We start from the raw sequence: 19409 nt of genomic DNA, 5'->3' as shown, positions 1-19409 counted from the left end.
GGGGGCGCCCCCCCGACCCCCCCCCCCCCCCCCCCCCCCCCCCCCCCCCCCCCCCCCCCCCCCGCCCCCCCCGCCCCCCCCCCCCCCCCCCCCCCCCCCCCCACGCCCGTACGGCATCCGCGCGCTCAGTCGCCCGTCCGCGCCCACTGGAGCTCAACGGTGCTCTGGTCGAACCCGGGGCCGCGCCGCGCCACCGGGTGCACCCTCAACCGCAGGCCCAGGCCGTCCAGGACCCGCCGCTGCTGCGGCACCTCGAGCGCTTCCCACGTCTCCGCCGACCGAGGCCCCACAAGGCCGTCGAAAGCGTCGAGGTCGAAGGCCGGCCGCAGCCGCCGGGCCACGTTCTGCGCGTCCGTGATCTGCTTCGCCAGCTTCGCCGTGATGCGCCGCAACTGCTCACGGGTGATGATCCCGTCCGCGTAGTCGTCCGCCGCCGCCTCCTGGCGCGCCTTCAGCCCCTCCGCCCGCTCCAGGGCCGCCAGGGCCGCCGAGTCGTCCCCGCGGAACACCTCGGCCGCCTCGGGCCGCGACAGCACACCAACGACCACCCGCCCCACGTACCGGTCGAGCACTTCCTCATTCCGGCCGACGCAGCCTCCCGCGTCGCAGACGTACGTCGGCTGCTTCCTGCCCCGCTTCGCGTTCCCCTTCAGCGCAACCCGGAACACCGACCCGCACGGCCCGCACGTGGCGACCTCGCCACACGTCAGCAGGTGCTTCCGCGCTCCCGGCAGCTCCCGCACCACGGCCCGCTCCGCGAACAGGTTCCGAAGCTGCGCGTACTGCTCGTCCGTGATGAGCGCCGGCCATGCCGCCTTGTACTCCACACCCTGGTGCACGCGGATCCCCACGTTCGCCGGCCGCGGCGCGAGCTTCTTCACGCTGGTCTTGTTCCGCAGCGACCCGTCCTCGTTCTGCCCGACCGCCCGCCGCTTGAGCTGCATCCCGGCACCGGGCGACGGAACACCAGGCTCGTTCAGGTCAGCCGTGATGCCGATGAGACTGCCGCCAGCCAGCAGGCGGGTGACGATCTCCCGGACAATCCCGGCCTGTACCGAGTCCTCGACGTCATGGAATCCGCTCACCTGGCCTCGCGCGTCGTACGCGTACGCCGGACGAGACGTGGGTCTACCCCGGACACGGCGACGACACCACGCTGGGCGCCGAACGGCCGCACCTGCCGGAGTGGCACGCGCGCGGGTGGTGATCGGCGCGCGCGAGCACTCCGGGCGACGCGGCCGGCTGAGCGGGTGAGTGGCTGTGAACGGCACCCTGCGGGCGAGTACCCGGAGCGGTCCGGCCTCACCGCCGGTTCACGCCGGGCGCGCGCCCGGCTCATGCGCCCGGCGTGCGGCACACAGACCGCGCCCCGTGTGAACATTTCACCCGCGTCCGGCGCGTGTGCGCGCTCCCCCGGCGCGGTGCGAGGCGGTCAACTGGTTGCAGCCCCGCACAGGATGACGGCTCCTGAGCGGTACGGGCCGCCGGTCTTCCACCCCGCCCTCGGCCGGCGGCCCGGGCTCCGGGCACGCGCGCGGGTGGTCGCACGCTCCCGCGTTCACACAGCCGCAACACCCGTTCCCAGTATGCGGACAACCAGCGCCGTGACCTGGACAGACGCGTCGTTCGCTGCCACTCTCCGGCCATGCATCCTGCTCCTCGCCTCTCGCGCCGCGCGGCGGCCGCCGCGGCCATAGTCCTGCTCGCCACCGCTGTCGGCTGTGCTCCGCAGCCCGAGGAGAAGGCGTCGGCGGCTCCGTCCGGGTCGGCCGCCCAGCACTGCGCGAAGGGCACGCCGGCCACCAGGACGCCGGGGAAGCTGACGGTGGCGACCGACGAACCGGCGTACGAGCCCTGGTTCCAGGACGGCAGGCCCGCCGACGGCAAGGGTTACGAGTCGGCGGTCGCCTACGCCGTGGCGAAGCGGCTCGGGTACGGCAAGGACGCGGTCGTCTGGCAGAGCGTGCCGTTCAACAAGGCCTTCGCGCCCGGTGTGAAGACCTTCGACTTCGACATCAACCAGGTGTCGATCAGCGCCGAACGCAAGAAGGCCGTCGACTTCTCCTCCGGCTACTACGACGTGCGCCAGGCAGTCATCGCCCTGAAGCACGGCGGGGCCGCCGGAGCGAAGGGCATCGCCGACCTGAGGAAGCTCAGGCTGGGCGCCCAGGTGGGCACCACGAGCCTCGAGTACATCACCGACGTGGTGAAGCCCACGCGGCAGCCCGCCGTCTACGCCAAGAACGACCAGGCCAAGTCCGCGCTGCGCAACGGCCAGGTGGACGCCGTCGTCACCGACCTGCCGACCGCCTTCTACATCACCTCCGCCGAGGTGACGGAGGCGAGGATCGTCGGCCAGTTCGAGAATCGGGGCGGCACGCCCGAGCAGTTCGGGCTCGTACTGGACAAGGGCAGCGCGCTGACCCCGTGCGTGACGCGTGCCGTCGACGCCCTGCGCGCGGACGGCACGCTGGCCCGGCTGGAGAAGCAGTGGCTCTCGGACGCCGTCGACGCCCCGGTGCTCAAGTGACGGTCACCCGCGGCGTGCCCGACCGGGAGGGGGCGGACGGCAAGGGCGGCACGGCCGCCGTGGCGAACTCGCCCGACGTTCCCGGAAGCGGCGCTTTGGGTGACGGGTACGTGCCCTCCGCGCGGCGGCTGGCGCGTGAACGCCACCAGCGCGCGCGTGCCCGCCGCGCCACGGCCGTCGCGGCCCTGTCGACGCTCGTCACGGCCGTCGTGCTCTACCTGGTCGTCGTCGGCGCGCCGGGCTGGCCGCGCACCAAGGAGACGTTCTTCAGCGCGCACTACGCGCGCGAGGCTCTCCCGAAGGTCCTCGACGGCCTGTGGCTGAACTTCCGCCTGCTGCTGGTCTGCGGTGTCGCCGTGCTGGTCCTCGGCATGCTGATCGCCATCGCCCGGACCCTGCGCGGCCCGGTCTTCTTCCCGCTGCGGGTGCTGGCGGCCGCGTACACCGACTTCTTCCGCGGTCTTCCGCTCATCATCAACCTGATGATCGTGGTCCTCGGCGTCCCCGCGCTGCGGCTCCAGGGCGTGACGGTCGATCCGGTGCTGCTCGGCGGTACGGCGCTGACACTGACGTACTCGGCGTACGTGGCGGAGGTCTTCCGGGCCGGCATCGAGTCCGTCCACCCCTCGCAGCGCGCCGCGGCCCGCTCGCTGGGCCTCACCAACCGGCAGGCGCTGCGCCACGTCGTGCTCCCCCAGGCGGTGCGCCGGCAGGTGCCGCCGCTGCTCAACGACCTGGTGTCGTTGCAGAAGGACACCGGCCTGGTCTCGATCGGCGGCGCGGTGGACGCCGTCCGCGCGGCCGACATCATCGTGGGCCGCAGTCTGAACTACACGCCGTACATCGTCGCGGGGCTGGTCTTCGTGGCGCTGACCATCCCGATGACCCGTTTCACGGACTGGGTGACGGCCAGGACGGACAGGCGACGGGCGCAGGGTGGATCCCTGTGAACACCTGGGGAGGACCCCTGTGAACACCACCGCGAACACTCCGGCGAGCGGCACCCCCGTCCTGCGGATGGAATCCGTCCGCAAGACCTTCGGCGGTTCGGTCGTGCTGCGGGACGTCGGCCTGGAGGTCGCCCCGCACACCGTGACCGCGCTGATCGGCGCCTCCGGCTCGGGCAAGTCGACACTGCTGCGCTGCGCCAACCTCCTGGAGGAGATCGACGACGGCGCGATCTGGCTGGACGGCGTGGAGATCACCGATCCGCGCACCGACCAGGACGCCGTGCGCCGGCGTATCGGCGTGGTCTTCCAGGCCTACAACCTGTTCCCGCACATGACCGTGCTCGACAACATCACGCTGGCGCCACGCCGGGTGCACGGCGTCTCCCGGCAGGAGGCCGAGGAGCGCGCCGGGGAGCTGCTGGAGCGCCTCGGACTGGCCGAGAAGGCGAGTGCCTACCCGGACCGGCTCAGTGGCGGTCAGCAGCAGCGTGTGGCGATCGTGCGGGCCCTGGCCGTACGGCCGCGGCTGTTGCTGCTGGACGAGATCACGGCCGCGCTGGACCCGGAGCTCGTGGGCGAGGTGCTGGAGGTGGTGCGCGGCCTGAAGGACGAGGGCATGACCATGATGCTGGCGACGCACGAGATGGGGTTCGCCCGGGACGTCGCCGACCAGGTGTGTTTCCTCGACGGCGGGGTGGTGCTGGAGCGCGGCACGCCGGAGCGGGTCTTCGGCGACCCGCGGCAGGAGCGCACCCGGCGCTTCCTGCGGCGGATCGTGGACGCGGGCCGGCTCTAGCGGGCCCGCACGGGGTCACGCCTGCGCCCGCGCCGCCCCCAGCAGGGCCGCGACCCGCTCCACGCCGAAGACGTAGCCCTGGACCCCGCAGCCGGCGATGACGCCGTCCGCGCGCAGCGACACGTACGAGTGGTGCCGGAACTCCTCGCGCTGGTGGATGTTGGAGATGTGCACCTCCAGGACGGGCATGCCGTCGCAGGTGTTCAGCGCGTCGAGGATCGCCACCGACGTGTGGGAGTACGCCCCGGGGTTGATGACGATGCCGCAGTGGCCGAGCCGCGCCTCGTGGATCCAGTCGACCAGTTCGCCCTCGTGGTTGGACTGCCGGAGGTCCACCGTGCCGCCGTGCGCGGCCGCCGCCTCGGCGCACCGGGCCTCCACGTCGGCCAGTGTGTCCCTGCCGTAGATCTCGGGCTGGCGCTGGCCGAGCAGGTTCAGGTTCGGCCCGTTGAGAATCATGATCGGGGCGTTGGCCAGGGTGCGGGGCACGGTTCCTCCGGGTCCGTTCGGGGCGGTGTTCTCGACGACCGCCGCTCGCACCCGGTCTATCACGGTGACCGCGGCGGCCCACGAGGCCGAGCGCGCCGGTCACCACGGCGTGTGCCCCGGCTCCGCGCGACGCTCCCGCACGCCCCGTGACCCCGGTCGGTCCCCGGGAGTTGACGCGGTATGCACGAGGTACGCCGCGTCAGCACACCGTCCATGCCGCGGCTCGCCGCCGCCTCGCTCGCCGGGACCGCGATCGAGTTCTACGACTTCTTCGTCTACGGCACCGCCGCCGCACTGGTCCTGGGCCCCCTGTTCTTCCCGACGTTCTCGCCGGCCGCGGGGACGCTGGCGGCGTTCGGGACGTTCGGCGCGGGGTTCGTGGCCCGGCCGCTGGGGGCGGTGGTCTTCGGGCACCTCGGGGACCGGCGCGGACGGCGGCCCGTGCTCGTGGTCTCCCTGCTGCTCACCGGCGCCTCCACGGTCGCGGTCGGCTGTGTGCCGTCGTACGGGACGATCGGTGTCGCCGCACCCGTGCTGCTGCTCGCCCTGCGCTTCCTCCAGGGGTTGGGGCTCGGCGGGGAGTGGGGCGGGGCGGTCCTGCTGACCGCCGAGCACGCGCCCGTCGGCCGGCGGGCCCTGTGGTCGAGCTTTCCGCAGGTGGGGCCGGCTCTCGGCTTCGTCCTGGCCAACGGGATCGTGCTCGCGCTGTCGGCGACGTTGTCCGCCGCGGAGTTCGCGCGGTGGGGGTGGCGGGTGCCGTTCTGGGCGGCCGGGGCGCTGGCACTGGCCGGTCTGTGGCTGCGCGCCTCGCTCACCGAGAGCCCGCGGTTCCTGGAGATCGACGACCACGCGCGCGTGCCGTTCGTCGAGGTCGTACGGCGGCACGGACGGCTGGTCCTGTTGACGGCGGGGGCACTGGCGGCCGGGTACGCGGTGTTCTACACGGTGACGACGTGGTCGCTGGCCTACGCGACGGAACGGCTGGGCGTGAGCCGCACGGTCATGCTGACGTGCGTCATGGCCGCGGTGCTGGTGATGGGCGCGCTGACACCGCTCGCGGCCCTGCTGGGTGACCGGTACGGGCGCCGGCCGATGTGTCTGACGGGGTGTGCGGCCAGCGCGCTGTGGATGCCCCCGATGGTCGCGCTCCTGGCGACCGGCGAGCCGCTGCTGATGTTCCTGGGCATCCTGGGCGCCCTGCTCGCCTTCGTCACCATGTTCGCGGTGATCGCCGCCTACCTGCCGGAACTGTTCGAGCCCCGGGTGCGCTGCACCGGTACCGCCGTGGGCTACAACCTCGGCGGGGTGCTCGGCGGCGCGCTCACCCCCCTCGTGGCCACCGCGCTCGCCGACCGGGGCGGTCGTGTCCCCTGGGGAGTGGCCGCGTATCTGAGCGGTGTCGCCCTGCTCAGCCTGGCGTGCTTCGCGCTGCTCCCGGAGACGCGTCCGGTGCCCGCGGCGGTGGCGGAGCCGGTGACGGAACCGTTGACGGGCTGACCGGACGGACTCACGGGCATCCACCGGCCGGGCGGGTGCCGGACCTGGTGATGACCTGGTGACGGCTTATGACGGGATGACAGCGGGTCAGGGGTTGATCGCCAGCTCCAGGTAGGCCGCGAAGATCACCAGGTGCACACCGCCCTGGAGCGGGGTGGCCCGGCCCGGCACCACCGTCAGGGAACTGACGACCACGGTCAGCGCGAGCAGCAGCATGTGCGTCGCGCCGAGACCGAGGACGAGCGGCCCGGACAGCCAGACGGAGGCGAGCGCCACGGCCGGGATGGTCAGGCCGATGCTGGCCATCGCCGAGCCCAGCGCCAGGTTGAGGCTGGTCTGCACCCGGTCACGGCGGGCGGAACGCAGCGCCGCGATGGTTTCCGGCAGCAGGACGAGCAGGGCGATGACCACACCGACGACGGCTGCGGGCAGACCCGCCGCCGCCACACCGGACTCGATGGTGGGCGACACGCTCTTCGCCAGGCCGACCACGCCCACCAGCGCCATACCGAGCAGCGCGACGCTGATCCAGGTGGTGCGTACCGAGGGAGGACCGGCGTGGTCGTCGGCGGTGATGACCTCGCCCTGGTGGGTGATGGGCAGGAAGTAGTCACGGTGGCGCACCGTCTGCGTGGTCACGAAGAGGCCGTACAGGATGAGTGACGACAGCGCGGCGAACGTCAGCTGGACCGTGGAGAACTCCGCCCCGGGCTTGCTCGTCGTGAACGTCGGCAGTACCAGGCTGAGCGTGGCCAGCGTCGCCACCGTCGCCAGTGCCGCGCCCGTGCCCTCGGGGTTGAACACCGCCGTGCCGTGCCGCAGGGAGGCGACGAGCAGGCAGATCCCCACGATCCCGTTACATGTGATCATCACGGCGGCGAAGACGGTGTCCCGGGCCAACGTGGAACTCTTGTCACCGCCGTCGGCCATGAGAGTGACGATCAGAGCCACCTCGATGATCGTGACGGCGATGGCGAGCACCAGCGAACCGAAGGGCTCACCCACCCGGTGGGCGATCACCTCGGCGTGGTGGACCGCCGCCAGGACGGCGCCGGCGAGGACGACGGTCACCAGGGCGACGATCGCGCCCGGCAGGTGCCGGCCCCAGACGAGGACCAGGAGGACGATCGCGAGCACCGGTACGAGGACCGTCCAGAGCCGGGTGAGCGACCGTAGCCGAGTGACCATGCGGCGATGCTCGCAGAGGCCCACCGGGTTCGCATTCCGTTCTTTTCGGATACCTCTCGTCCTTCCCGGCGCGGGGCCCGGTGTCGGCGGGACCGGACTCCGCACCGGCCGAACCGCCGTGTCGTACCGGGCCCCCGTGCGGCCGGCCGCGCGGTCAGGCGTCGGCGTTCTGCTTCGGCGCGCCTTCGTCCGCGTGCCCCGCTTCGGCGGCCGCCTGCTTCCGCGAGGCGATCAGGCTGGTGATGGTGGTGACGGCGAGGACGGCGCAGATCACGCCGAGCGAGACGGGAATGCTGATCTCCGGCACGTGCGCACCGGACTCGTGCAGAGCGTGCAGCACCAGCTTGACCCCGATGAAGCCGAGGATGATCGACAGGCCGTACGACAGGTGGACCAGCTTCCTGAGCAGCCCGCCGATGAGGAAGTACAGCTGACGCAGACCCATGAGGGCGAAGGCGTTGGCGGTGAAGACGATGTACGGGTCCTGGGTCAGACCGAAGATCGCGGGTATGGAGTCCAGCGCGAACAGAACGTCGGTGGTGCCGATGGCGAGCATCACGACCAGCATCGGCGTCATGACGCGCTTGCCGTTCTGCTGGATCCACAGCTTCGTACCGTGGTACCGGTCGGCCACGCCGAACCTGCGCTCAGCCGCCTTCAGCAGCTTGTTCTCCTCGAACTCCTCGTCCTCCTGGTCGGCTCGGGCCTCCTGGATGAGCTTCCAGGCGGTCCAGACCAGGAAGGCGCCGAAGAGGTAGAACACCCAGGAGAAGCTGCCGAGGATGGCGGCTCCCGCGGCGATGAAGACGGCCCTCAGGACCAGCGCTATGAGGACGCCGACGAGCAGGACACGCTGCTGGTACCGGGTAGGCACGGCGAACTTGGCCATGATCAGGACGAAGACGAAGAGGTTGTCGACGCTCAGCGACTTCTCGGTGATGAAGCCCGCGAAGAACTCGCCGGCCGGTTGTCCGCCGCCGAAGAGGAGGAGGCCGAGGCCGAAGAGGCCGGCCAGGGCGATCCAGACGACGGTCCAGACTCCCGCCTCCTTGACCGACACCTCATGCGGCTTGCGGCCGATGAAGAAGTCGACGGCGATCAGGGCCGCCAGGCCCACGATGGTGAGGACCCACAGGGTCAGGTCGACTTGCACTGCACCTCCGGCATTACGTCACGGCAAATACGTCAGCGTCGTCGCTGCCGGAGGTCTCTTCCACCCGCGATGGGCCGGCGTCCCGGGACCTGGACCGGTCCGTACTGACGGGTGCGCCGCAGTCAGGGAGTACTCCCCTCCGTACGGAAAACAGTACCCCAAAGACCAAGGAATGGTAAAGAGTCAAGTAAAGAGACATCTAAAAGCCCTGCTCAAACCGCTTTACTCCTGCTTGGGCAGAACTTCGGCCACTCGCGCGAGCATCTGGCTGGGGATCCGCCGGCGGCCGGGATGCGGCACGGCTCGTACGTCCAGGCGTGACCGCCCCACGCTCGGCGAGGTGGTCGCCGGGCAGTGGGGTGAGTCGCAGGAGCGAACGCCGAAACGGAGTGGGCAAGGGGCCGTGGACGACTGCGTCCTCCCGGTCCGCCCCCAGCAGGAGGTGCACGCCGACGGCCGGGGCTCCTCGGCGACACCGGCATCGGCGGACAGCGAATCGGGGCGCCCCGCCCCGGACGAGGGAGGCGCCGCCGGGACTCCGGACCGGGTCAGCGGAGCTGGGACAGCGGATGGTTCTGTCCTGGCACCAGCTCGGCCGTCAGCGCCGTCGTCCCCTGTGCAGCGTCCCGCGCGCCCGTCCGCCGGCCCGGTCCTACCTGCCCCGCCCGCCGGCCGGTACTACAGGTGCGGCAGGATCGCCGGCATCAGGTCCTGGAAGGTGCGGCCACCGGCCGGGGCGCCGATGGCGGTCATCGTCCAGCCGGAGCCGGCACGGTGCACCTTGGCCATGATCTGGGCGGTGTAGTCGCCCCCGCCGGCCAGGGTGTAGCGGGCGAGTTCCTGGCCGTTGGTCTCGTCGACGAGGCGGCAGAACGCGTTCTGCACCTCCTGGAAGGTCTGACCGGTGAAGGAGTTCACGGTGAAGACGATCTGGTCGATGTGGACCGGGACGCGCTGGAGGTCCACCAGGATCGCCTCGTCGTCCCCGCCCTGGCCGGCGCCGCCGACGCGGTTGTCCCCGGTGTGGCGCACCGAACCGTCGTCGCTCACCAGGTGGCGGAAGAAGACGACGTCCTTGGGTTCCCCGCCCGCGAAGAGGACCGCCGAGGCGTCCAGGTCGATCTCCCGGGTACGGGAGCCGAACAGACCACGCCGCTTCGCCGCCTGCCAGCCGAGGCCCATACGGACCGCGGTCAGGGTGGCCCCGTCCTGCTTCTCCAGGCTGATGGCCTGACCCTTGGACAAGTTCACGGTCACGGCTGATTCCCCTCTCGACTCTCCCCTGTTGCCGCGCCGTGGCACCGCGCGGTCGTCGAAACCCTATGCACCGGCCCCGACGGCACCGAACCCCGGACGGCCCTTTGTGTCGGTGTTGCAACACTCGGCGCGAGCAGCGGGGTCCGGCGCGTCACCGGGATCAGGCGAGGCCCGCCTCCCGCATCTGGCGCAGCTCCTTCTTCATCTCGGAGACCTCGTCACGCAGCCGGGCCGCGATCTCGAACTGGAGCTCGGCGGCGGCGGCGCGCATCCGTTCCGTCATCTCCTCGATCTGTCCGGCGAGCTCGGCCGCCGGCCGGTCCGTCGGGACCGTCCTGCCCTTGGCGTTCTTGCCGGCCTTCGCGCCCTTCGCCGCCTTGTCCCCGAGCGACGGGACGGGGGTCTTGGCGGCCTTGCCGTCCTTCGTGGTGCGGTAACCGGAGCCGAGGAGCTGTTCCGTGTCGACCTCCTCGCGGGCGATCTGCGCGACGATGTCGTTGATCTTCTTGCGCAGCGGCTGCGGGTCGATGCCCCTGGCCTTGTTGTAGGCGACCTGCTTCTCCCGGCGGCGGTTCGTCTCGTCGATGGCCTTCTCCATCGCCGGGGTGATCCTGTCGGCGTACATGTGGACCTCGCCGGAGACGTTCCGCGCGGCGCGGCCGATGGTCTGGATCAGCGAGGTGCCCGAGCGGAGGAAGCCCTCCTTGTCGGCGTCCAGGATCGCCACGAGGGACACCTCGGGCAGGTCCAGGCCCTCACGGAGCAGGTTGATGCCGACCAGGACGTCGTACTCGCCGGAGCGCAGCTCGCGCAGCAGTTCGACGCGGCGCAGGGTGTCGACGTCGCTGTGCAGGTAGCGGACCTGGATGCCGAGTTCCAGGAAGTAGTCGGTGAGGTCCTCGGCCATCTTCTTGGTCAGTGTGGTGACGAGGACCCGCTCGTCCTTGTCGGTGCGCTTGCGGATCTCGTGCACCAGGTCGTCGATCTGGCCCTCGGTGGGCTTGACCACGACCTCCGGGTCGACCAGGCCGGTGGGACGGATGATCTGCTCGACGACACCGTCCGACCGGGAGAGCTCGTAGGCGCCTGGAGTGGCCGACAGGTAGACGGTCTGACCGATGCGCTCCTGGAACTCCTCCCACTTCAGGGGACGGTTGTCCAGGGCCGACGGCAGGCGGAAGCCGTGGTCCACGAGCGTGCGCTTGCGGGACGCGTCGCCCTCGTACATCGCGCCGATCTGCGGGACGGTGACGTGCGACTCGTCGATGACGAGCAGGAAGTCTTCGGGGAAGTAGTCCAGCAGGGTGTTGGGCGGGGAGCCGGGGAGGCGTCCGTCGAAGTGCATCGAGTAGTTCTCCACGCCGGAGCAGGTGCCGATCTGGCGGAGCATCTCGATGTCGTACGTGGTGCGCATCCGCAGGCGCTGTGCCTCCAGGAGCTTGCCCTGCTTCTCCATCTCGGCGAGGCGGTCCCCCAGCTCCTTCTCGATGTCGTTGACGGCCCGCTCCATGCGCTCGGGGCCGGCGACGTAGTGGGAGGCCGGGAAGACGTACAGCTGCTGGTCGTCGCTGATGATCTCGCCGGTGAGGGGATGCAGCGTGGAGAGCGCCTCGATCTCGTCACCGAACATCTCGATGCGGACGGCCAGCTCCTCGTAGACCGGGAAGATCTCGATGGTGTCGCCGCGGACCCGGAAGGTGCCGCGGGTGAAGGCCATGTCGTTGCGGGTGTACTGGATGTCGACGAAGCGGCGCAGCAGCTCGTCCCGGTCGACCTCGTCGCCCACCCGGAGCGGGACCATGCGGTCCACGTACTCCTGCGGGGTGCCCAGGCCGTAGATGCAGGACACCGACGCGACCACGATGACGTCACGGCGGGTGAGCAGCGAGTTGGTGGCCGAGTGCCGCAGCCGCTCGACCTCCTCGTTGATGGAGGAGTCCTTCTCGATGTAGGTGTCCGACTGGGGGACGTAGGCCTCGGGCTGGTAGTAGTCGTAGTACGAGACGAAGTACTCGACGGCGTTGTTCGGGAGCAGCTCGCGGAACTCGTTGGCCAGCTGGGCGGCGAGCGTCTTGTTCGGCGCCATCACGAGCGTGGGTCGCTGGAGCTTCTCGATCATCCACGCGGTCGTGGCGGACTTGCCGGTGCCGGTGGCGCCCAGCAGGACGACGTCTTTCTCACCGGCCTCGATGCGCTTGGCCAGGTCGGCGATGGCCGCCGGCTGGTCGCCGCTGGGCTGGTAGGGGCTGACGACCTCGAAAGGCGCCCCCGTGCGTTCGATGTGGGAAACGGGCCGCATGCCATCAACCGTACGACCCCCCACTGACAATGGGCTTCGATCAGCGGTTCTGCGGGGTGCGGTGGCCGTGGTGCTCCGCCGGACGTCCTCCATGGAGGGCGGGCCGGTGATCCGCGTGGGACGCGACGGCGGCGGCCGGCACACCCGGTTTGTGCTCGACCGGTGTCCAGTCCGGGCGGCCCGTGACCATCAGCGGATCGAAGATCACGACGACGCCCGCGAGGAGCAGGAAGGCGAGCGGGCCGATGAGCATCGGCGCGAGCACGGAGGGCTCGGGTGCGCCTCCGGCCGCGTGGGAGGCGCCGTCGAGGTGGACACCGAGGGCGGCCATCCCGGTGTAGTGCATCCCGCTGACCGCGAGCCCCATGACCAGGCTCGCGCCCACGCTCCACAGGAAGCCCCGGACACGGCCGGCGGCCCACAGGGCGCTGGTGGCGGCGACGACCGCTATGACGACGGAGGCGGCGACGGTGACCGTGTTGTAGGTGAACCGGCCGTGGAAGCGGACCCCCGCCATGCCGAGGTAGTGCATGGAGGCGACACCCAGACCGGTGATCGTGCCGCCGGTGACGAGCGGGATGCCGGTGGCGCCCCGGTAGCCGACGATGAAGATGCCGACACCGACCATGACGATGGCGAGACCGAGACTCGCGTAGGTGATCGGCCCGTCGTAGTGGATCGGCGCGCCCTGGATGGAGAAACCCATCATGGCGACGAAGTGCATGGTCCATATGCCGGAGCCGATCGCGGCCGAGCCGAGGGCCAGCCAGGCGGGCCGCCTGGAGTGCGTGACCAACAGGGATCTGGTGGTGCAGCGCAGGCCGAGGGCGCCACCGAGGCAGGCCATCAGGTAGGCCACCAGCGGGGTCACGGCCCCGTAGCTGAATCCGTCGACCGTGCCTTGCATCGCGGCTGCCCTTCCGCCTTCTTACGTCCCGGAATGTTCGAAAATGCGCCCCCGTCCCAGGACCGCGCGGCGGTCAGGGTTGTCGCAGAGAGTATGACCCCCACCGGAATGGTCGAACGATTCTGCGGCAAAGAAACACGGCGTTGCCCCACTTGTGCGGCACTGGTGAGCGGTCGCGGGGCATCTCCGTCCGGTCTGTTATCGCGCGCGGCCCGGGTGTGGTCGACGCTGTGCTGTCAGTCTGGTGCTGTCGGTATTCGCTCGACGCGAGGAGTACGCATGTACGCGCGCGTGGTCGCCGCCACCGTCGCCACGGTCCTGGGGACGGTGGCGGCCCTGCTGAGCCCTACTTCCGACGCCCGGGCGGGCGAGCACGGCCCACCCACGGTGATCGCCCACCGGGGCGCCTCCGCCTACGCCCCCGAGAACACGCTGGCCTCCATCGACAAGGCCGCCGAGCTGGGCTTCTCCTGGGTGGAGAACGACGTCCAGCGCACCAAGGACGGTGTGCTGGTCGTCATCCACGACGACAGCCTGGAACGCACCACGGACGTGGAGCAGGTCTTCCCCGACCGCGCGCCGTGGAAGGTGAAGGACTTCACCGCCGCCGAGATCGCCCGGCTGGACGCGGGCAGCTGGTTCTCCCCCGCGTACGCGGGCACGCGCGTGCCGACGTTGGCGGAGTACATGCGCCGGCTGGAGCACAACCACGAGAAGCTGCTCCTGGAGGTCAAGAACCCGGAACTGTACCCGGGTCTCGAACAGCAGATCCTGAAGCTCCTCGCGAACGAGGGCTGGCTCGACGACCGGCATCCGGACCGGCTGATCGTGCAGAGCTTCAGCGCCGACAGCGTGCGGACCGTCCACGAGCTGAAGCCCGCGCTCACCACCGCCTACCTGGGCACACCCGCCGTGGCCGATCTGCCCCGCTTCGCAGCCTTCGCCGACCTGGTGAATCCGTCCTACGACTCGCTGTCCCTGGGGTACGTGTCGGCCGCGCACGCCATCACCGGGCCGCACGGCAGGCCGCTCGGCGTCTTCGCCTGGACGGTGAACGACGCGGCCGCCACGCGCCGGGTCGCGGGGTACGGCGTCGACGGGATCATCAGCAACAAGCCGGACGTGGTGCGGACGGCGCTGGCCCCGGACTGAGCGCGGCGGCGTTGTCAGTGGCGGGTCGTACCGTGGGCGCATGGACAGCCACGTGCGTGATCCGCAACCACTGGTGTGGACCGTCGTCGGTACCGACATCGGCCCGCTGCTGCTGGCCGCGACCGGCGAGGGCCTGGTGAACGTCGTCTTCCACGCGTCGGACGCCGTGCGCCTGCGGGCGCTGGAGCGGCTCGCCGCCCGGCTGGGCCGCGCGCCCGTGGAGGATCCGGAGGCGCCGCTGCTGGCGGAGGCGGTACGCCAGGTGCGGGCCTACCTCGCGGGCGAGCGGCACGATTTCGACCTGCCGCTGGACTGGTCGCTCATATCCGGGTTCAACCGGCAGGTACTGCGTGAACTGGCGTCCGGAGTGCCGTACGGCACGGTGGTCGGGTACGGCGCTCTGGCGGGACGGGTCGGGCAGCCCGGCGGTGCGCAGGCGGTCGGGGCGGCGATGGGCGCCAATCCGCTGCCGGTGGTCGTGCCGTGCCACCGGGTGGTGGAGAGCGGCGGTGGCATCGGTGGTTTCGGCGGTGGCCTGGAGACCAAGCGGAAGCTGCTGGCGCTGGAGGGGGTGCTGCCCGAGCCGCTGTTCTGACCGGCCGCCGGACGCCCGGTTAGTCGTCGTAGTGCCGGGCCTCGAACACGTTGCCGTCGAGGTCGCGGAAGTAGAAGCTGCGGGTGGCGGCACCGCGGGCACCCGACAGGCCGTGGTCCATGTCCGACACGGGAACACCGTGTGCCTCCAGACGGGCGCGCAGGGCGTCGAAGGCGCCGGCCGGAAGCGACAGGCAGACATGGTTGACGGGGTGGCCCGCGCTGTCGGCCGAGCCGGGCAGCATCCTCATGCGTGCGGCGAAGGTGCGCGGGGCGAGGTCGAGGATGGTCTCCTCGTTCACGCGCACGGAGGGGAAGGACGCCTTCCCCTCGATGAACTCGGTGAGCCTGACCGGTTCCAGGCCGACGGCCGTCTCGTAGAAGCGGGCTGCCGCGGCGGGATCGGCCACCCACAGGACGACGTGGTCGAGACGCGTGGTGTTGTTCGTCATGCGGCCCAGGCTGGTGGCGTCCCCCACAGGCCGCAAGCGTTTATCCGGTGCCGGCGCCCGCCAGGGATGAGGAGGGACCGACGGACGGGAGGCGGACACGTGGTGCTGGTGGTGTCGGAGGAGGTGCGGGAGGCGATCGGCGCGCGGCGCCCGGTGGTGGCCCTGGAGTCCACGATCATCGCGCACGGCCTGCCCCGTCCGCGCAACCTCGAGGTCGCGCGGGAGCTGGAGGAGGCGGTGCGGCGGGAGGGCGCCGTGCCGGCGACGGTGGCCGTGCTCGACGGCCGGCCCCTGGTCGGCCTGGACGAGCGGCAGTTGGAGCGGGTCGCGAACGAGGACGGCATCCGGAAACTGGGCCACCGTGACCTGCCGCTCGCCGTGGCGGCGGGGGCCAGCGGGGCGACGACCGTGTCGGGGACGGCACAGCTGGCCGCGCTGGCCGGGATCCGGGTGTTCGCCACGGGTGGGCTGGGCGGTGTGCACCGGGAGTGGACGCTGACCCAGGACGAGTCCGCCGACCTGGGGCTGCTGGCGCGGACCCGGATCACGGTGGTGTGCGCGGGCGTGAAGTCGATCCTGGACGTGCCGGCGACGCTCCAGCGACTGGAGACGCTGGGTGTCGCCGTCGCCGGATTCGGCACGGACCGGTTCCCCGGCTTCTACCTGTCGGACTCGGGGCATCCGGTCGACTGGACGCTGGACGGCCCGGAGCAGGTCGCCGCCGTCATGCGCGCCCAGGACGCCCTGGCCGCGCCGGAGTCGGCGCTGATCGTCGCCAACCCCGTTCCCGAGGCGGAGCAGCTCGATCCCGGGCTGCACGCGCGGGTGCTTGCCGACGCGCTGCGCGTCTGCGCCGAGCGCGGTGTCACCGGGCAGGCGGTGACACCGTTCCTGCTGGACCACCTGGTCCGTCACACCGGCGGAGCCTCGCTGGACGCCAACCTCGCGGCGGTGCGCGGCAACGTACGGCTGGCGGCGCGGATCGCCACGGCCTGGACCAGGGGATGACCTCCGGGAGGAACGGGGCGCTGCTGGTCGTCGGGGACGTGGTCACCGATGTGGTGGCCCGGCACCGTGGGCCGCTCGCCGCCGGCACCGACACGGCCGCCGTGGTCCGGACGCTGCCGGGTGGGGCGGGCGCCAACGTGGCCTGCTGGGCAGCCCACGCGGGCTGCGCGGACGTACGGCTGCTGGGACGGGTGGGTGCGGACGCCGCCGCGTGGCACGAGCAGGAGCTGGTGGCGGCCGGGGTGCGGCCCCGCCTGGTGGTGGATCCGCAGGCGGCGACCGGGACGGTGATATGCCTGGTCGACACGGGCGCGGCGGCCGAGCGGACGTTCCTGACGGACAGCGGGGCGTCCGCGCGCTTGTGCCCCGCCGACTGGTCGGACACGCTGCTCGACGGCGTGGCACGACTGCACCTGTCGGGTTACCTGCTCTTCTCCGAGCCGGGCCGCGCGCTGGTCCGCGGGGCAGTCGCCGCGGCACACGCGCGGGGAGTGCCGGTCAGTCTGGACCCGGCGTCGGCCGGCTTCCTGACGGCACTGGGGGTCGACCGGTTCGTGGAGTCCACGCGGGGGCTCGCCGTGCTCCTGCCCAGCAGGGACGAGGCGTGCCTGCTGGCCGGTGTGCCGGACCCGGTGGAAGCGGCGGCCGGGCTGAGCCGGGCCGTGCCCATGGTGGTGGTGAAGGCGGGCGCGGAGGGCGCGCTGGTGGCCCGCCGTGGTGCCGTACCGGTCCGGGTCCCGGCCGTGCCGGCGGCGCCACGGGACACCACGGGCGCCGGTGACGCCTTCACGGGTGCGTTCCTCGCCGCGCTGGTGGCGGGGAACGCGCCTGAGGAGGCTGCGGCGTGGGGCTGTCGTGCGGGTGCGGAGGCGGTGGCACGGGTGGGCGGCAGACCACCACGGCCCGGCCGGGGGAACTGACCCCTGGGAGGCGTTCGGTGGTGAGTGCGGCTGGCGGAACGGCCGGAGGCCTCGAGGGCATGCGCTACGGCTTGCGGCCCCACGCCGAGATCATGGGTGCGGTGGCCAGATCCATGGTGCCGGCCTCCACGGCGGTCAGATGCCGGTCGATCTCCTCGTCGGTGGCCAGTCCGGCGGCGACCAGCCGGTCACGGACCTGACGGACCGTCGCGGCCTCCAGTGCGGTGCAGGCGGGTGAGGTGACGGGGAAGTGCGCGTCGGCCTCCACCTCGCGCAGGCCGGCCTCCCGGAGCAGACGCGGAAGTCTGCGGCCGTACGACAGGTCGGCACCGCGGTCCGCGAGGAGTTGGCGGAAGCCTTGGCGCAGCCGGTTGGCGAGCCGCTGCTCAGGACCGTGTTCGTCGGGGCAGATCAGCGGCTGGAGGGCGGGGTCGGCGTCCTCGACCAGCAGATGTCCGCCGGGCCGCAGGGACCGGATCATGGAGCGCAACGCCCGTTCCCGGTCCGGGACGTGGACGAGGACCAGCCGGGCGTGGACCAGGTCGAAGCCCTCACCCGGTGGTTCGTCGGCGCCCACGTCATGGACACGGACCTCCACCGGCGGACGGGCGGTGACGAGCCGGGAGGTGTCGATGTCGGTGGCGACGACCTGGCCGGCCGGTCCCACCCTGCCGGCGAGCCAGGTCACGACGGAGGTGCCGCCGGCGCCGACCTCCCAACAGCGCGCGCCCGGCCGGACGCCGAGTCGTTCGAGGTGTCGGAAGGTCGTGGGGTCGAAGAGTGTGGCGAAGGCGTCGAAGCGTCGGCCCGCCTCGTCCTGCTGGTTGTCCAGGAGGTATCCGTCGGATGGCGTCATGCCGCGATCATCCCAGTCACCCGGCTTGTCCCGTTCGACCGTCCTCTGTCCACAGGCGGACACAAGCGGAACTTCCTGTTCCCACAGGCTTCCTCACGTTCTGTCCGGGACTGGCAGACTTGCGGGGCAAGGGCACGGAAGCGCTGCTCGGAGATCCACGCGAGGAGATCCAGATGTCGATGGCAGGGAATCTGCGGAAGGTCACCGGGCTGGGCAGGGTCGGTGGTCTGCGCGGAGTCGCGCGGCTGGGCCGGCGCCGGCCGCGCGTGGACCTGAGCCATCCCGCCAGGTCACCGCTGGGCTCGTCGGTGGTCAACTGCGTGACGTACCAGGACGGCGTACGTGTGCCGGGGCCCGCCGACCTGGCGGACGCCGTGCGGCTGGTCCGCAAGAGCGGCGAGGGCTTCGTCTGGCTGGGGCTGCACGAGCCGACGGAAGGTGAGATCGCGGACGTGGCCGAGCTGTTCGACCTGCATCCGCTGGCGGTGGAGGACACGGTCGAGGCCCATCAGCGCCCCAAGGTGGAGCGTTACGGGGACACGCTCTTCGCGGTGTTCAAAACCGTCTGTTACGTGGAGCACGAGCAGCTGACGGCGACCAGCGAGGTGGTGGACACCGGCGAGATCATGCTGTTCGTCGGCGAGGACTTCGTCATCACCGTACGGCACGGCCGGCACGGCTCACTGGGTCCGCTCCGCGAGGAGTTGGAGGCGAACCCGCAGCAGCTCGTCAAGGGACCCGCCGCGGTGCTGCACGCGATCGCCGACCATGTCGTCGACGACTACCTGAGCGTCACGGACGCGGTGCAGGCCGACATCGACCAGGTGGAGACGGAGGTGTTCTCGGAGAACGGCGCCTGCCTCGACCCGGGCCGTATCTACCAGATGAAGCGTGAACTGCTGGAACTCAAGCGGGCGGTGGTGCCCCTCGGGCGGCCCGTGGAGGAGCTGGCCACGCGCCCCGTACGAATCGTCGACCCGGAGATACAGACGTACTTCCGGGACGTGTCCGACCACCTCATACGGGCGAAGGAACAGATCGCCGCGTTCGACGAACTGCTCAACTCCATCCTCCAGGCGCACCTCGCGCAGGTGACCGTCGCGCAGAACGAGGACATGCGCAAGATCACCGCCTGGGCCGCGGTGATCGCCGTACCGACGATGGTGTGCGGCGTGTACGGCATGAACTTCCAGAACATGCCCGAGCTGCACTGGCGGTTCGGCTACCCCCTGGTCATGGCCGTGATGGCGGCGGGGTGCCTGGTGCTGTACCGGGGGTTCCGGCGCAACGGCTGGCTCTAGGCACCGCAGTTCCGGGGCGCGGGGTCGGCCGGGCGGTGGTGTCGGTGGCGTTCGCCGGGC

18 protein-coding genes and 1 pseudogene are annotated in these 19409 nt (G+C 71.3%); 9 read left to right on the top strand and 10 right to left on the bottom strand.

Annotated features, from left to right (window positions below; all coding sequences use genetic code 11):
• Positions 1-125 precede the first annotated feature (125 nt).
• Entirely contained in the window at positions 126-1085 is a 960-nt protein-coding gene (locus ACIQVT_RS08880; protein ID WP_403749618.1) for a recombinase family protein, read from the bottom strand.
• 560 nt (positions 1086-1645) lie between these two features.
• Here ACIQVT_RS08880 and ACIQVT_RS08875 point away from each other — a divergent pair.
• The 3 genes from ACIQVT_RS08875 (at position 1646) to ACIQVT_RS08865 (ending at position 4276) form a co-directional block, all read left to right on the top strand.
• Complete coding sequence (locus ACIQVT_RS08875) at positions 1646-2530, top strand: ABC transporter substrate-binding protein (RefSeq protein ID WP_403749614.1); 885 nt, start codon at positions 1646-1648, stop codon at positions 2528-2530.
• On the top strand, positions 2527-3480 hold the full coding sequence (locus tag ACIQVT_RS08870; RefSeq protein ID WP_403749612.1) for an amino acid ABC transporter permease: 954 nt from the start codon (positions 2527-2529) through the stop codon (positions 3478-3480). The genes ACIQVT_RS08875 and ACIQVT_RS08870 overlap by 4 nt, the downstream gene beginning before the upstream one ends.
• Before the next feature lie 67 nt (positions 3481-3547).
• Entirely contained in the window at positions 3548-4276 is a 729-nt protein-coding gene (locus ACIQVT_RS08865) for an amino acid ABC transporter ATP-binding protein (RefSeq protein WP_403749756.1), read from the top strand.
• A 15-nt stretch (positions 4277-4291) separates the two neighbouring features.
• On the opposite strand, the gene aroQ is transcribed toward ACIQVT_RS08865, so the two are convergent.
• On the bottom strand, positions 4292-4765 hold the full coding sequence (gene aroQ, locus ACIQVT_RS08860) for a type II 3-dehydroquinate dehydratase (protein ID WP_403749610.1): 474 nt from the start codon (positions 4763-4765) through the stop codon (positions 4292-4294).
• A gap of 213 nt (positions 4766-4978) precedes the next feature.
• Between aroQ and ACIQVT_RS08855 the strand changes: the two genes are divergently transcribed.
• Positions 4979-6262 (top strand): MFS transporter, encoded by a 1284-nt coding sequence (locus ACIQVT_RS08855; protein WP_403749753.1) that lies wholly within the window; start codon positions 4979-4981, stop codon positions 6260-6262.
• Positions 6263-6349: 87 nt separating this feature from the next.
• Here ACIQVT_RS08855 and ACIQVT_RS08850 read toward each other — a convergent pair whose 3' ends face one another.
• The 6 genes and pseudogenes from ACIQVT_RS08850 to ACIQVT_RS08825 form a co-directional block, all read right to left on the bottom strand.
• Positions 6350-7450, bottom strand: a complete 1101-nt coding sequence (locus ACIQVT_RS08850; protein ID WP_403749608.1) for a calcium:proton antiporter — start codon at positions 7448-7450, stop codon at positions 6350-6352.
• 154 nt (positions 7451-7604) lie between these two features.
• Positions 7605-8603, bottom strand: coding sequence for a TerC family protein (locus ACIQVT_RS08845; protein ID WP_403749606.1), 999 nt, complete (start codon positions 8601-8603; stop codon positions 7605-7607).
• A 222-nt stretch (positions 8604-8825) separates the two neighbouring features.
• Positions 8826-9063 (bottom strand): annotated as a pseudogene (locus ACIQVT_RS08840) (export associated protein); the annotation flags it as partial.
• 218 nt (positions 9064-9281) lie between these two features.
• Positions 9282-9860 carry a TerD family protein gene (locus ACIQVT_RS08835; RefSeq protein ID WP_403749603.1) on the bottom strand — a complete coding sequence of 193 codons (579 nt, stop codon included), beginning with the start codon at positions 9858-9860 and terminating at the stop codon, positions 9282-9284.
• A gap of 160 nt (positions 9861-10020) precedes the next feature.
• Positions 10021-12159 carry an excinuclease ABC subunit UvrB gene (gene uvrB / locus ACIQVT_RS08830; protein ID WP_403749601.1) on the bottom strand — a complete coding sequence of 713 codons (2139 nt, stop codon included), beginning with the start codon at positions 12157-12159 and terminating at the stop codon, positions 10021-10023.
• A gap of 40 nt (positions 12160-12199) precedes the next feature.
• On the bottom strand, positions 12200-13066 hold the full coding sequence (locus tag ACIQVT_RS08825; RefSeq protein ID WP_403749599.1) for an MHYT domain-containing protein: 867 nt from the start codon (positions 13064-13066) through the stop codon (positions 12200-12202).
• 279 nt (positions 13067-13345) lie between these two features.
• Between ACIQVT_RS08825 and ACIQVT_RS08820 the strand changes: the two genes are divergently transcribed.
• Together ACIQVT_RS08820 and ACIQVT_RS08815 are read left to right on the top strand one after the other, a co-directional pair.
• Positions 13346-14218, top strand: coding sequence for a glycerophosphodiester phosphodiesterase (locus tag ACIQVT_RS08820; RefSeq protein ID WP_403749596.1), 873 nt, complete (start codon positions 13346-13348; stop codon positions 14216-14218).
• A gap of 40 nt (positions 14219-14258) precedes the next feature.
• Positions 14259-14813 (top strand): methylated-DNA--[protein]-cysteine S-methyltransferase, encoded by a 555-nt coding sequence (locus ACIQVT_RS08815; protein ID WP_403749593.1) that lies wholly within the window; start codon positions 14259-14261, stop codon positions 14811-14813.
• Between the two features lie 19 nt (positions 14814-14832).
• Here the strand turns inward: ACIQVT_RS08815 and ACIQVT_RS08810 are convergent, their stop codons facing one another.
• On the bottom strand, positions 14833-15264 hold the full coding sequence (locus ACIQVT_RS08810; protein ID WP_403749591.1) for a VOC family protein: 432 nt from the start codon (positions 15262-15264) through the stop codon (positions 14833-14835).
• 99 nt (positions 15265-15363) lie between these two features.
• Here ACIQVT_RS08810 and ACIQVT_RS08805 point away from each other — a divergent pair, with 99 nt between their 5' ends.
• Positions 15364-16272, top strand: coding sequence for a pseudouridine-5'-phosphate glycosidase (locus ACIQVT_RS08805; protein ID WP_403749588.1), 909 nt, complete (start codon positions 15364-15366; stop codon positions 16270-16272).
• Positions 16269-17192, top strand: a complete 924-nt coding sequence (locus ACIQVT_RS08800; RefSeq protein ID WP_403749586.1) for a carbohydrate kinase family protein — start codon at positions 16269-16271, stop codon at positions 17190-17192. The genes ACIQVT_RS08805 and ACIQVT_RS08800 overlap by 4 nt, the downstream gene beginning before the upstream one ends.
• A 64-nt stretch (positions 17193-17256) precedes the next feature.
• Here the strand turns inward: ACIQVT_RS08800 and ACIQVT_RS08795 are convergent, their stop codons facing one another.
• The gene (locus tag ACIQVT_RS08795; protein ID WP_403749583.1) at positions 17257-18048 is read right to left on the bottom strand and encodes a methyltransferase domain-containing protein; all 792 of its coding nucleotides are present in this window, start codon (positions 18046-18048) and stop codon (positions 17257-17259) included.
• A gap of 173 nt (positions 18049-18221) precedes the next feature.
• Between ACIQVT_RS08795 and corA the strand changes: the two genes are divergently transcribed.
• Complete coding sequence (gene corA / locus ACIQVT_RS08790) at positions 18222-19349, top strand: magnesium/cobalt transporter CorA (protein ID WP_403749580.1); 1128 nt, start codon at positions 18222-18224, stop codon at positions 19347-19349.
• Positions 19350-19409: the final 60 nt, after the last annotated feature.

Origin of the sequence: Streptomyces sp. NPDC100445 (assembly GCF_044759735.1) — a bacterium.
In the GTDB taxonomy this organism is placed as follows: Bacteria; Actinomycetota; Actinomycetes; order Streptomycetales; family Streptomycetaceae; genus Streptomyces.
The sequence above is the reverse complement of the archived record's forward strand: the minus strand, read 5'-3'. Positions and strand labels throughout refer to the sequence as shown.

What these genes read in the sequence shown, in the direction of transcription:
- ACIQVT_RS08855 (WP_403749753.1), top strand. Translation starts at nt 4,979, where the DNA reads ATGCCGCGGCTCGCCGCCGCCTCGCTCGCCGGGACCGCGATCGAGTTC.
- ACIQVT_RS08865 (WP_403749756.1), top strand. Translation starts at nt 3,548, where the DNA reads ATGGAATCCGTCCGCAAGACCTTCGGCGGTTCGGTCGTGCTGCGGGAC.
- ACIQVT_RS08800 (WP_403749586.1), top strand. Translation starts at nt 16,269, where the DNA reads ATGACCTCCGGGAGGAACGGGGCGCTGCTGGTCGTCGGGGACGTGGTC.
- ACIQVT_RS08875 (WP_403749614.1), top strand. Translation starts at nt 1,646, where the DNA reads ATGCATCCTGCTCCTCGCCTCTCGCGCCGCGCGGCGGCCGCCGCGGCC.
- ACIQVT_RS08810 (WP_403749591.1), bottom strand. Translation starts at nt 15,264, where the DNA reads ATGACGAACAACACCACGCGTCTCGACCACGTCGTCCTGTGGGTGGCC.
- ACIQVT_RS08815 (WP_403749593.1), top strand. Translation starts at nt 14,259, where the DNA reads ATGGACAGCCACGTGCGTGATCCGCAACCACTGGTGTGGACCGTCGTC.
- corA (WP_403749580.1), top strand. Translation starts at nt 18,222, where the DNA reads ATGTCGATGGCAGGGAATCTGCGGAAGGTCACCGGGCTGGGCAGGGTC.
- ACIQVT_RS08795 (WP_403749583.1), bottom strand. Translation starts at nt 18,048, where the DNA reads ATGACGCCATCCGACGGATACCTCCTGGACAACCAGCAGGACGAGGCG.
- ACIQVT_RS08820 (WP_403749596.1), top strand. Translation starts at nt 13,346, where the DNA reads ATGTACGCGCGCGTGGTCGCCGCCACCGTCGCCACGGTCCTGGGGACG.
- ACIQVT_RS08825 (WP_403749599.1), bottom strand. Translation starts at nt 13,066, where the DNA reads ATGCAAGGCACGGTCGACGGATTCAGCTACGGGGCCGTGACCCCGCTG.
- uvrB (WP_403749601.1), bottom strand. Translation starts at nt 12,159, where the DNA reads ATGCGGCCCGTTTCCCACATCGAACGCACGGGGGCGCCTTTCGAGGTC.
- ACIQVT_RS08850 (WP_403749608.1), bottom strand. Translation starts at nt 7,450, where the DNA reads ATGGTCACTCGGCTACGGTCGCTCACCCGGCTCTGGACGGTCCTCGTA.